This is a genomic window from Paenibacillus sp. FSL M7-0896 (genome assembly GCF_037975415.1).
In the GTDB taxonomy this organism is placed as follows: Bacteria; Bacillota; Bacilli; order Paenibacillales; family Paenibacillaceae; genus Paenibacillus_AQ; species Paenibacillus_AQ silagei.
Genome location: NZ_CP150250.1, coordinates 620,379 through 632,761, shown reverse-complemented (window position 1 = coordinate 632,761; position 12,383 = coordinate 620,379). Strand labels below are relative to the sequence as shown.

At 52.3% G+C, this 12,383-nt stretch carries 9 protein-coding genes and 2 rRNA genes; 4 read left to right on the top strand and 7 right to left on the bottom strand.

What is annotated here, in order from left to right; genetic code table 11:
• Positions 1-35: 35 nt before the first annotated feature.
• Together MKY12_RS02600 and MKY12_RS02595 are read right to left on the bottom strand one after the other, a co-directional pair.
• A 23S ribosomal RNA gene (locus MKY12_RS02600) occupies positions 36-2,963 on the bottom strand.
• A 250-nt stretch (positions 2,964-3,213) separates the two neighbouring features.
• Positions 3,214-4,774: ribosomal RNA gene (locus MKY12_RS02595) — 16S ribosomal RNA — on the bottom strand.
• The 16S and 23S rRNA genes sit together here, the layout of an rRNA operon.
• Positions 4,775-5,171: 397 nt before the next feature.
• On the opposite strand from MKY12_RS02595, the gene MKY12_RS02590 reads away from it, so the two are divergent.
• Positions 5,172-5,297, top strand: coding sequence for a DUF4023 family protein (locus tag MKY12_RS02590; RefSeq protein ID WP_339312814.1), 126 nt, complete (start codon positions 5,172-5,174; stop codon positions 5,295-5,297).
• Between the two features lie 90 nt (positions 5,298-5,387).
• Here MKY12_RS02590 and MKY12_RS02585 read toward each other — a convergent pair whose 3' ends face one another.
• The gene (locus MKY12_RS02585; protein WP_036730598.1) at positions 5,388-6,104 is read right to left on the bottom strand and encodes a hypothetical protein; all 717 of its coding nucleotides are present in this window, start codon (positions 6,102-6,104) and stop codon (positions 5,388-5,390) included.
• A gap of 107 nt (positions 6,105-6,211) precedes the next feature.
• On the bottom strand, positions 6,212-6,769 hold the full coding sequence (locus MKY12_RS02580) for a GNAT family N-acetyltransferase (RefSeq protein ID WP_209875231.1): 558 nt from the start codon (positions 6,767-6,769) through the stop codon (positions 6,212-6,214).
• Positions 6,770-7,050: 281 nt separating this feature from the next.
• On the opposite strand from MKY12_RS02580, the gene MKY12_RS02575 reads away from it, so the two are divergent.
• Positions 7,051-8,589, top strand: a complete 1,539-nt coding sequence (locus tag MKY12_RS02575) for an AMP-binding protein (RefSeq protein ID WP_339314754.1) — start codon at positions 7,051-7,053, stop codon at positions 8,587-8,589.
• A 137-nt stretch (positions 8,590-8,726) separates the two neighbouring features.
• On the opposite strand, the gene MKY12_RS02570 is transcribed toward MKY12_RS02575, so the two are convergent.
• Both MKY12_RS02570 and MKY12_RS02565 read right to left on the bottom strand, forming a co-directional pair.
• Positions 8,727-9,317: a hypothetical protein gene (locus tag MKY12_RS02570; RefSeq protein ID WP_339312812.1), complete on the bottom strand. Its 591-nt coding sequence runs from the start codon at positions 9,315-9,317 to the stop codon at positions 8,727-8,729.
• An 83-nt stretch (positions 9,318-9,400) separates the two neighbouring features.
• Positions 9,401-9,841 carry a HEAT repeat domain-containing protein gene (locus MKY12_RS02565; protein ID WP_209875235.1) on the bottom strand — a complete coding sequence of 147 codons (441 nt, stop codon included), beginning with the start codon at positions 9,839-9,841 and terminating at the stop codon, positions 9,401-9,403.
• 202 nt (positions 9,842-10,043) lie between these two features.
• On the opposite strand from MKY12_RS02565, the gene MKY12_RS02560 reads away from it, so the two are divergent.
• Positions 10,044-10,991, top strand: a complete 948-nt coding sequence (locus MKY12_RS02560) for an NADP-dependent oxidoreductase (RefSeq protein WP_339312810.1) — start codon at positions 10,044-10,046, stop codon at positions 10,989-10,991.
• 164 nt (positions 10,992-11,155) lie between these two features.
• Positions 11,156-11,572, top strand: a complete 417-nt coding sequence (locus MKY12_RS02555) for a hypothetical protein (protein WP_339253665.1) — start codon at positions 11,156-11,158, stop codon at positions 11,570-11,572.
• A gap of 55 nt (positions 11,573-11,627) precedes the next feature.
• Here MKY12_RS02555 and MKY12_RS02550 read toward each other — a convergent pair whose 3' ends face one another.
• The gene (locus tag MKY12_RS02550; protein ID WP_339312808.1) at positions 11,628-12,338 is read right to left on the bottom strand and encodes a DUF554 domain-containing protein; all 711 of its coding nucleotides are present in this window, start codon (positions 12,336-12,338) and stop codon (positions 11,628-11,630) included.
• Positions 12,339-12,383: the final 45 nt, after the last annotated feature.

Sequence of the window (12,383 nt, the reverse complement as noted above, 5' to 3'; positions counted from 1 at the left end):
TTCGTCAGCTTCATCTTCACTTTTTGGGGTAACTTTTGGATAAGCCCTCGACCGATTAGTATTGGTCAGCTCCATGCATTGCTGCACTTCCACCTCCAACCTATCTACCTCGTCGTCTTCAAGGGGTCTTACATACTGGGAAATCTCATCTTGAGGGGGGCTTCACGCTTAGATGCTTTCAGCGCTTATCCCGTCCGTACGTAGCTACTCAGCCATGCTCCTGGCGGAACAACTGATGCACCAGCGGTACGTCCATCCCGGTCCTCTCGTACTAAGGACAGCTCCTCTCAAATTTCCTGCGCCCACGACAGATAGGGACCGAACTGTCTCACGACGTTCTGAACCCAGCTCGCGTACCGCTTTAATGGGCGAACAGCCCAACCCTTGGGACCTACTTCAGCCCCAGGATGCGATGAGCCGACATCGAGGTGCCAAACCTCCCCGTCGATGTGGACTCTTGGGGGAGATAAGCCTGTTATCCCCAGGGTAGCTTTTATCCGTTGAGCGATGGCCCTTCCATGCGGTACCACCGGATCACTAAGTCCGACTTTCGTCCCTGCTCGACTTGTAGGTCTCGCAGTCAAGCTCCCTTATGCCTTTGCACTCTGCGAATGATTTCCAACCATTCTGAGGGAACCTTTGAACGCCTCCGTTACTCTTTAGGAGGCGACCGCCCCAGTCAAACTGCCCGCCTGACACGGTCCCCGTACCCGATAAGGGCACTAGGTTAGAACCTAGATACGATCAGGGTGGTATCCCAACGGCGCCTCCGCAGAAGCTTGCGCTCCTGCCTCCACGGCTCCCACCTATCCTGTACAGATCGTACCCAAATTCAATATCAAGCTGCAGTAAAGCTCCATGGGGTCTTTCCGTCTTGTCGCGGGTAACCTGCATCTTCACAGGTATTAAAATTTCACCGGATCTCTCGTTGAGACAGCGCCCAAGTCGTTACGCCATTCGTGCGGGTCAGAATTTACCTGACAAGGAATTTCGCTACCTTAGGACCGTTATAGTTACGGCCGCCGTTTACTGGGGCTTCGGTTCACAGCTTCGGATTGCTCCTAACCGCTCCCCTTAACCTTCCAGCACCGGGCAGGCGTCAGCCCGTATACTTCGCCTTACGGCTTCGCACAGACCTGTGTTTTTGCTAAACAGTCGCTTGGGCCTTTTCACTGCGGCCCCCTCGGGCTATTCACCCTACCGAGGCACCCCTTCTCCCGAAGTTACGGGGTCATTTTGCCGAGTTCCTTAACGAGAGTTCTTCCGCGCGCCTTAGAATTCTCTTCTCGCCTACCTGTGTCGGTTTGCGGTACGGGCACCTTCTCCTGGCTAGAGGCTTTTCTTGGCAGTGTGAGATCATGACCTTCGCTACTATAATTTTCGCTCCCCATCACAGCCCAGCCTTAACGATGTGCGGATTTGCCTGCACACCAGCCTCACTGCTTAGACGGACATCCATCAGTCCGCGTCACTACCCTCCTGCGTCACCCCATCGCTCATAGCGGATTACGGTGGTACAGTAATTTCAAACTGTTGTCCTTCGACTACGCCTGTCGGCCTCGCCTTAGGTCCCGACTTACCCTGAGCGGACGAGCCTTCCTCAGGAAACCTTGGGCTTTCGGCGGATCAGATTCTCACTGATCTTTTCGTTACTCATACCGGCATTCTCACTTGTGTAGTGTCCAGCGCTCCTTACGGTACACCTTCAACCCCTACACAACGCTCCCCTACCCCAGATGCAGAGCATCTAGCCATAGCTTCGGTGGTGTGTTTAGCCCCGTTACATTTTCGGCGCAGAGTCACTCGACCAGTGAGCTATTACGCACTCTTTCAATGGTGGCTGCTTCTAAGCCAACATCCTGGTTGTCTGTGCAACTCCACATCCTTTCCCACTTAACACACACTTGGGGACCTTAGCTGATGGTCTGGGCTGTTTCCCTTTTGACAATGGATCTTAGCACTCACTGTCTGACTCCCGGCAAGAAGTAAATGGCATTCGGAGTTTGACTGAGCTTGGTAACCCTTGCGGGCCCCGCACCCAATCAGTGCTCTACCTCCACCACTCCATTCACCGAGGCTAGCCCTAAAGCTATTTCGGGGAGAACCAGCTATCTCCGAGTTCGATTGGAATTTCTCCGCTACCCCCACCTCATCCCCGCATTTTTCAACATGCGTGGGTTCGGGCCTCCAGTGCGTGTTACCGCACCTTCACCCTGGACAGGGGTAGATCACACGGTTTCGGGTCTACGTCCACATACTTAAGTCGCCCTATTCAGACTCGCTTTCGCTGCGGCTCCGGCTTCTCACCTTAACCTTGCATGTTAAACGTAACTCGCCGGTTCATTCTACAAAAGGCACGCCATCACCCATAAAGAGGGCTCTGACTTTTTGTAAGCACACGGTTTCAGGTTCTATTTCACTCCCCTTCCGGGGTGCTTTTCACCTTTCCCTCACGGTACTGTTTCACTATCGGTCGCCAGGTAGTATTTAGCCTTAGCAGATGGTCCTGCTGGATTCATACGGGGTTTCACGTGCCCCGCACTACTCGGGATCCGTCTCGGAGAGAACACAGTTTAGGCTACAGGGCTTTTACCTCTATCGCGGGCCTTTCCAGACCTCTTCGCCTACTGAATTCCTTTGTAACTCCATGTGAGACGTCCCACAACCCCAAGAGGCAAGCCCCTTGGTTTAGGCTGTTCCGCGTTCGCTCGCCGCTACTGACGGAATCACTATTGTTTTCTCTTCCTCAGGGTACTTAGATGTTTCAGTTCCCCTGGTCTGCCTCTGCATTTCCTATGTATTCAGAAATGAGTAACTGCGAATTACCACAGCTGGGTTTCCCCATTCGGACACCCCCGGATCAAAGCTTGCTTACAGCTCCCCGAGGCAGTTTCGTTGTTCGCCACGTCCTTCGTCGGCTCCTGGCGCCTAGGCATCCTCCGTGTGCTCTTAGTAGCTTAACCAATGCGTTTCCCCTAAGGAAAATCGCTAGTATCGCCATTAATATGAAACTTGTTTACACAAGTTCAGCTTAAAGGAATGTTCTAAAACGCAAATTCGTTTCGGTATCCAGTTTTCAAGGATCAAGTTTCTTACTTGAGAGCTTAAACTCTCAAAACTGACCAACGAGTGAGTATTCGAACCCAAGGGTTCTATTGTGGAAGCGAAGCTTCCGATTTGAATGTCTTCATTGCAGAAGACGATTCTCCATAGAAAGGAGGTGATCCAGCCGCACCTTCCGATACGGCTACCTTGTTACGACTTCACCCCAATCATCTACCCCACCTTCGGCGGCTGGCTCCCTTGCGGGTTACCCCACCGACTTCGGGTGTTGTAAACTCTCGTGGTGTGACGGGCGGTGTGTACAAGACCCGGGAACGTATTCACCGCGGCATGCTGATCCGCGATTACTAGCAATTCCGACTTCATGCAGGCGAGTTGCAGCCTGCAATCCGAACTGAGACCGGCTTTGCTGGGATTGGCTCCACCTCGCGGCTTCGCTTCCCGTTGTACCGGCCATTGTAGTACGTGTGTAGCCCAGGTCATAAGGGGCATGATGATTTGACGTCATCCCCACCTTCCTCCGGTTTGTCACCGGCAGTCACTCTAGAGTGCCCAGCTCAACCTGCTGGCAACTAAAGTCAAGGGTTGCGCTCGTTGCGGGACTTAACCCAACATCTCACGACACGAGCTGACGACAACCATGCACCACCTGTCTCAACTTTCCCCGAAGGGCACCTGATGCATCTCTGCTTCGTTAGTTGGATGTCAAGACCTGGTAAGGTTCTTCGCGTTGCTTCGAATTAAACCACATACTCCACTGCTTGTGCGGGTCCCCGTCAATTCCTTTGAGTTTCAGTCTTGCGACCGTACTCCCCAGGCGGAGTGCTTACTGTGTTAACTTCGGCACCAAGGGTATCGAAACCCCTAACACCTAGCACTCATCGTTTACGGCGTGGACTACCAGGGTATCTAATCCTGTTTGCTCCCCACGCTTTCGCGCCTCAGCGTCAGTTACAGCCCAGAAAGTCGCCTTCGCCACTGGTGTTCCTCCACATATCTACGCATTTCACCGCTACACGTGGAATTCCACTTTCCTCTTCTGTACTCAAGTCACCCAGTTTCCAGTGCGACCTCAGGTTGAGCCCAAGGTTTAAACACCAGACTTAAATAACCGCCTGCGCGCGCTTTACGCCCAATAATTCCGGACAACGCTTGCCCCCTACGTATTACCGCGGCTGCTGGCACGTAGTTAGCCGGGGCTTTCTTCTCAGGTACCGTCACTCCGGTAGCAGTTACTCTACCGGACGTTCTTCCCTGGCAACAGAGCTTTACGATCCGAAAACCTTCATCACTCACGCGGCATTGCTCCGTCAGGCTTGCGCCCATTGCGGAAGATTCCCTACTGCTGCCTCCCGTAGGAGTCTGGGCCGTGTCTCAGTCCCAGTGTGGCCGTTCACCCTCTCAGGTCGGCTACGCATCGTCGCCTTGGTGGGCCGTTACCCCACCAACTAGCTAATGCGCCGCAGGCCCATCCCCAAGCAGCAGATTGCTCCGCCTTTCATTCTTCTCTCAGGAGAAAAAAGAAATTATCCGGTATTAGCTACCGTTTCCGGTAGTTATCCCAGGCTTGAGGGCAGGTTGCCTACGTGTTACTCACCCGTCCGCCGCTAAGTCTGAAAGGAAGCAAGCTTCCTTTCAAACTCCGCTCGACTTGCATGTATTAGGCATGCCGCCAGCGTTCGTCCTGAGCCAGGATCAAACTCTCCAAATTGGTATTTAGAAAGAGCGATTGCTCATTTTGAAACATCTGACGAGAATTTACATTCTCATTTTTGGATCTCGCCGAAGCGATCTCCGATACTCACTCGTTGTTCAGTTTTCAAAGATCAAGCTCGTTGTTAGCGACGATGTTGTCGTCACCAGCAACTCTTATAATATATCACATCCAGCCGATCAATGCAAGCTCTTTTTTTCAACTTCTTTTCGAGCCAGGACTTGATGTTTCGCGGCCAGAAATAGAATATATCACGTATAGAGATTCATTGCAAGCATTTTTTCAACCATAAGTTTAGAATGATATGCACCGCAAATGGACAGAATAACCGAATATCTAAACGTATGCTTGGAAGCCTCAAGCCTACATCATCTAACCTTCTAGGGGGATTGTTATGGACACTCATGAATTCGTGGAGAAGTTCCAGGAGAATCAGCGTAAAGCGCTAAAGAACAGAAAACGCAGTAAAGGAACTCCTGGAGCAAGACTGGCCAATAAACAGCATAGCTCTAACAAATAACAGTGACAAAACAAAGCAGGGATGTCTGCGCGGCCAGTTACGGCTCTGCGGACATCCCTTTTGCATTCTATTCTATAGAAGCAGTAGTAATTATTTGCTTAGTTTCGTTACGCCTACAGCCACTTTCTCGATTTGTGCTTTGCTAAGAGCTTTGTCAGCGGAGCTGATGGTTACAAAACGGTCTGCGAGCTTGAAGGTCAGCATTGGCGTATCCGAAGGAGTGTACCATTTCGCTTCTGTTCCATTGGAGAGCTTCACTGTAGTGCTGTCGTAACCATCGGAATAGTCACGCGGCGAGACATTTACACGCATTTTATTAAACAGGAAGCTTACGCCGTCATCGCCGCCCGCAACCTTCTGGAAGGCATCTCCGCTGACCATCTGTGTCGGGGCATAGGCTGTCTCAAAACCTTGGAAGTTCGCAAACGCCTTAGCAATCTGCTCCTTCTGCGCTGCACTGTACTGTACCGCCGTCAGCTTCACAGATGAACCATTATCAGGCGCTGTGGCCCCTGTTCCAGTCCCAAGGATAACTTCATTCGTGGAGGCATTGAATGTCACCGGCACCTTCAGTGCATCTGCCATCGCCCGGACCGGAAGATACGTCGTATCCTTATAAGTGATTGGCGCCATCGTTTTGCCGTTGTTATCGACTGGGGTATAGGCCGCTCCGTTCACTTTGAACCCGATTCCGTGATTAAGATAAGCGCTGATCTTCTGCATATTCGTTCCTGCGTAGACCCCTGCTGAACCTGTAACGGCCATTCCGAATACCATCGTTGCTATGATCATTTTTTTGCTTTTCATTGAATATCGTCTCCCTTAGTTGTGATGTTGTTGTGTGTGTTCCTTGCTATAGACTTATTAAACCATTAACTTGTTTCTAACTTGTATCCGGATTGTAAAGAAGTAATTCAAATGCTCACCCCATACACCTCTGTGTACAAAACATCTCTGAAATGGAGGAACTCCTTCATCGTCACCGGCTCCGGGTAGGTCATAATGCGCAGCGGAAGATCGGCTTGCCCCGTACGCAACGGCGGCTGCATATAGTCATAGGGATTCAGGTAAAAGCCCAGCCGCTCATAGAATCCGATTCTTCTCTGCTCCAGCTCCCCGTCCGGCGGCTCTACCTCAAGCAGCACCGGCTTGTCCGAACGCATAAGGTAGCTGCTCATCAGCTTGCGGCCGATCCCTCCGCTCCGGCGCTGGGGATTCACGGCAATATGCTCGATGAACCGCAGTTCGGGTAATTCCCATGCCGCCAGAAAAGCCAGTATCTGCCCCTCCGTATCCTTGCTGGTATACAGATGATAATTCGGCTGATCCAGCAAAGCCTGCTGCCCGCTGCGGGTTCTAAGCTCACTTACTGGAAAAGAGGCTTCCATGATAGCGAATATTTCATTGAATTCTGCTTCACTAATACTTCCTTCATTAATAAATGTCTCATCGATTACTGTATTCTCGTCCATTGCAATGGCCTGCTTTCTGCCGCTTCGCTGCGTGAAGGGCTCTAATGTATGGTTCCCTTATCCGGTTAAAAATACCTTCAGGGATTCTGTACGCATCAAGATGCTTCAAAATAAAGACTGTCACAGAACATTCTCCGCTTCCCTATGAGCCGATTAGCATCTGGTACTAGGAGAACGTGCTATACTGTAGTCAACAGATACATCATCACACTTATATAGGAGAGGTTCATTTGGATAATCAACGTTGGATCGCACCTGAATTCTACAATCTCACTTCGGAAATGGAGCAGCATCCTGAAGATAAGCTTGCAATTAAATGGTTACATGAAAATGGAAGCCTGGAGCAAATCACCTATGGTGCGCTCATGGCTCAGGCTAACCATCTCGCCGGCGGACTGGCCGGTCTCGGACTTACGCAAGGCGACCGGGTCCTGGTCATGGTCCCCCGCCGCATCATCGCCTATGCGATATATCTGGCCTGCCTGAAGCTGGGACTGGCTGTTATTCCTTCGTCTGAAATGCTGCGGGCGAAGGATCTCTCGTACCGGCTGCGCCATTCCGAAGCGCGGGCTGTTATTGTCTGGTCTGAGGTTACCGGAGAAGTGAACAAAATCTCCGACGATCTGCCCGCACTGGACTATCGCTTGTCCGTCTCCAGCGGTGAGGCTGAGGCTGAAGAAGGCTGGATTGACCTGGAAGGTCTAATGGAAGGACAAGCTGATTCTTACCCTACGGTTGCCAGCCGCCGCGATGATATCGCCATTCTGGCCTATACCTCCGGAACCACCGGCAATCCCAAAGCAGTAGTTCACACGCATGGCTGGGGATATGCCCATCTGCGGATCACTTCCTCCCTCTGGTTCGATATCCGTGAATCAGATACGGTCTGGGCTACAGCCGCACCGGGCTGGCAGAAGTGGATCTGGAGTCCATTCCTGACGGTACTCGGCAACGGGGCCACTGGCTTCGTCTATAACGGAGCCTTCCATCCGGAGCGCTACCTGCAGCTGCTGCAAGACGAGAAGATTCAGGTATTATGCTGCACTCCGACTGAATACCGCCTGATGGCGAAGACTGAGGGCCTGGCAGAATACGATCTGTCCAATCTGCGCTGCGCCGTATCCGCCGGTGAACCGTTGAATCAGGAAGTGATTCATACATTCCAGCAACACTTCAATATTACAATCCGTGACGGCTACGGACAAACAGAGAGCACACTCATCATCGCGGCACTGAAGGATGAACCGATCCGGGTTGGCTCCATGGGCAAATCGATTGCTCCCGGCATTGTCGAGGTGATCGACGAGAACGGACATCTGCTGCCGGCCGGAGTGGTCGGTGATATCGCCGTACATCTGAGCATGCCTGCATTGTTCCAGAACTACTATAAAGATCCCGAGCGCAAAGCGAACTGCTCACATGGAGAGTATTTCGTAACCGGCGACCGGGCGCGCAAGGATGAGGACGGCTATTTCTGGTTCGAGGGGCGCGGCGATGACATCATCATCAGCTCGGGCTACACGATCGGACCCTTTGAGGTCGAAGAGGCGCTAATGAAGCATACCCTCGTTAAGGAATGTGCCGTGGTCGCAAGCCCGGATGAGATACGCGGGTCGGTCGTTAAGGCTTTTATCGTACTCAAGGACGGCCATGCCGGAACACCGGAGCTGACCAAAGAGCTGCAAGCCCATGTCAAGGAGCAGACCGCTCCCTACAAGTATCCGCGCAAAATCGAATACATTACCGATCTGCCGAAGACCACTTCCGGGAAGATCCGCAGAATCGAGCTGCGTGAGCAGGAGAAGAAGGCTAACCAGTAGCAGCAGCTCTTCAGTCAAGGGAGTACTGCAAGCAGGTAGCTCTCCCCACCAGCTTAGAACCTTAAAATCCCCGTTCCTACAGTGATGCAGGACGGGGATTTTTGTGTTTTTGGACGCCTAAGCATGCAGTGCGTACCTTACTCGGACCAATATTCCGCCTCCGGGTTGAGCGCTGTGCCTACTTCGCCTTCTTTTACCAGATCGCAGTCCAGGTAGCCTTCCTCATCCAGAAAGTAGACCTCCTGCTTATAGAATTCGCACAGCGTCTCCAGGAACTTCTCCGGCGAATCGTACATTACCACCAAATCGCCGTAGTCGTGCAGCAGATCGCAGATCCGCTCCACCCCTTCTTCAGAGCGGTAATAGCAGATATAATCACTTCCATAGTTGGTCAGCAGCGGCAACACGGTTCCACCGCCGGTATATCCCTTCTCCTGCAGAATCCCTGACAGTATCTTCACTTCATGGCCGTATTCCCCGATATGAATCAGCCGGTAGCCCGGAATGAACTCCAGCAGACTGGGATCTTCCTCGGCGCCGCCTGTTCCAAGAACCGTATCATAGACCGCCCGCAGAAGCGCAGGAACTTCGGGTGTAAACTCTAATATCGCCTCACTGCCCCCTGCCGGAGCCTTCCCCAGACTGGCGGCGTACCCGGGACGCAGCTGCGTGGACAGCTTAAGGAATTCCTGAAATGTAACCGTAAGCATGTAATCATCCTTTCTCACAAAAATATAGCGGAGCGATAAGGAACGCCCCTATCTCTCCGCTTGGTGCTGCCATGCTAATTAACTATGTTATTTGAGATTGGTTACTTGGCAGCCGAAGCCCACATCTTCTCCAGCCACTGATCGAAATCCGCGCCCTTCTCGCCTTCATAGGCATCGTAGATATCAACCCGCATCTTCTTCAGCTTCTCTTTGAACTCTTCGTAAGAATGGTCCTTGGGCAGACTCTTCTTAATGCGCAGAATAATCTTGGATACCCCTTTGAACAGTTCAGCTTTGTTCTTCGATGGAACCTTGACCTCTTCGCCAAAAGCCACCAGCTTGTTATATGCAGCTTCTTGCACGGTATATACAGGATCGCTGATCATCAGGCGATTAAGGATATCGATAATTTGTTTGTGGTTGTAGCGGCCCAGCTCTTCTACCGCTTCAAGACGCGCTCTCCAGTCTGCGGAACGGCCGGCGGCTCTCTTCAGTTCGTCATAGTTCTCTGGCAGCTCTTGGATTACTTCTTCATTATTCAAGCGTTACAATCCCCTTCTTGGTTAAATCTGATATATAGAACGTTACCTAGTGCAATTCTACCGTACTGCGCTGCTTGATTTCAATCTTTTGTCCAAACATTCATGGAAAAAGACTTGGAATCACGGATTTTGACTAACGGTAGCCGTATGCGTATAGTATGTACCAAATCATCCGCCAGTAGATAAAGGAGGCCCACTATAGATGAAGGCCATTGCCTTAGAAGTGTCCGACTCGTCCGGGAGCTTAAAAGAAATAGATATTCCCCTGCCTGTTCCGGGTGAGCATGAGGTGCTGATTAAGATGTATGCGACCTCGGTTCATCCGGCAGATTGCAGAATACTGGATGAAACACGGATTGCCGGCGGGAAACACCCTGCTGTCTGTCCGTTCATTCCAGGCGTTGTTGTAGCCGGAATCATTGCGGACACCGGCGCAGCGGTGAGCCGCTTCAAGCCTGGCGACGAGGTATTCGGTCTGAAGCCTGCTGCCGAGAGCGGAGGTTACGCGGAATACACGTGTGCCAAGGAGGATCAGCTTGCACTTAAGCCCCCGGGCTTATCCTTCGCAGCAGCCGGGGTGTTACCCGCTGCCGGGCTTGCCGCCTGGCAGGCGCTGGCTGCCGCCAAGGTCTCCAGCCGGGACCGCATGCTGGTTCAGGACGGTACTGGCGGAATCGGCAGCTTCGCGGTACAGCTGGCCAAGCTCCGGGGCGCTACGGTGATTACTACCATCAGCGGCGGTGATGAGCTGGATGTTGCCTGGGGCCTCGGGGCCGATCAGGCGATTCACAGCGGCGGACAGGATTTTGCCGCGATTCTGGGCCAGAGCATCGATGTGGTGATTGATACCGCAGGAGGCAGTGTGCTAAACAGAAGCTTCGCAGTACTGGCTCCGGGCGGAAGGCTGATCTCCACTGCTGAACAGCCTGATCCGGCCTTGGCAGCACAGCAGGGAGTTACAGCAGCTTATCTGACTCCTGCTGCCAATTCCTACCAGCTGAGCGAGCTGGCCCGGCTGACGGCAGGGCGGAGGCTGGAGCCGCTGATCGGCGGTGCTTTTCCGCTTAGTGAAGAAGGGCTGCGCACTGCCCATGCGCTTAGCGCAAGCGGAAAGGCGCGGGGTGTTATTGCTATTGTAATCAAAGAATAGAGGGATAAAAGAGGAACATCCGGAGCATTAGCTGTAGCCGTGCGAGCGCATCTGACTATACTGTGCGCAACCTCATTTCCGTCGGCCACAGCATATGATAATTTCCTCATAGAAGCTGCACAACGAATAATCTCGAATCAGGTAAGGGGCTGATTGACATTACAATGATCATTGTATTCACAGTACTGTTGCTTGCTGCAATCATAGTAAGTGTCAGGATCTTGCGAATCCGCCGCCAGTTGCAGGACCAGACGATTATTGTCTCGGACCGTCTTGCCAACTTCTATGGCCGCTCTACACTGGGTCAGGGACAAATCCGGGGTAATGGCTGGCTTGTTCTGTTGAAGGACGATCTGATATGGGAAATGTATCTGCCCGCCAGAAGCCTGATCCTCCCGCTGAAATCTATCCTAAGTGTTGATACAGCCACTGCACATCTCGGCAAAACCGGGAAGGCCGGTCAGCCACTGTTAAGAATTACATACACAGACGGAGAACAGGAGGAATGCGCCGCTTGGAAAGTAGATCAAACTCAGCAGTGGGTTAGTTCGATCAACGAGAGACGCAAGCAGGTTCATTGAAGCACAAGCGGAGAACATCCGGCTCGAGAAAGGTGTACAGACAGTTCAGATTCTCTCAATTGAATTGAAAGTTATGTACCAGCACGACCAGCAGCACAGCCACCAGGATACCGGGCAGCAGGTTGGCTACCTTGATCTTGGTGATCCCGAGCAGGTTCAGCCCGATGCCGATAATCATCACCCCGCCTGTAGCGGTCATCTCTGCAATACAGTCGCTCAGCAGCACATCAGGCACAAACCGGGTAATCTGCGTAGCCAGTAAAGCGATGGCCCCTTGATACAGAACTACAGGAATGGCCGAGAACATCACTCCGATGCCCAGCGTAGAAGTCAGAATCATGGCAATGAAGCCATCCATAATGGATTTGGCGTAGAGGATCTCATGGTTGCCTTTGATGCCGCTGTCCAGTGCTCCTAGAATAGCCATGGCTCCTACAACAAACACCAGGCTTGCCGTGACAAAGCCCAGCGAGATACTTCCCCGGCCGCCCGCACCTACTCTGCGCTCCAGCCAATCGCCCGCACGGGTGAATTTGTCTTCAATGTTGATCCACTCCCCGGCTACAGCGCCGATCACCAGACTTAGGATGACGATGAGGAAATTCCCGCTTTTCAGACCCATCTGCACCCCCAGCAGCATTAGCGCCAGTCCAATCGCTTGCATCACAGTGTTCTTCATACTCTCCGGTATCCGCTCCAGCAGCTTGCCCAGCAGAGTTCCGGCAATTATTGCTATTCCATTCACGATTGCTCCGAGCAGTACCATTCCTCAGCAACTCTCCCGTCGATTCTTTTCTCTCTTAATCTGCAT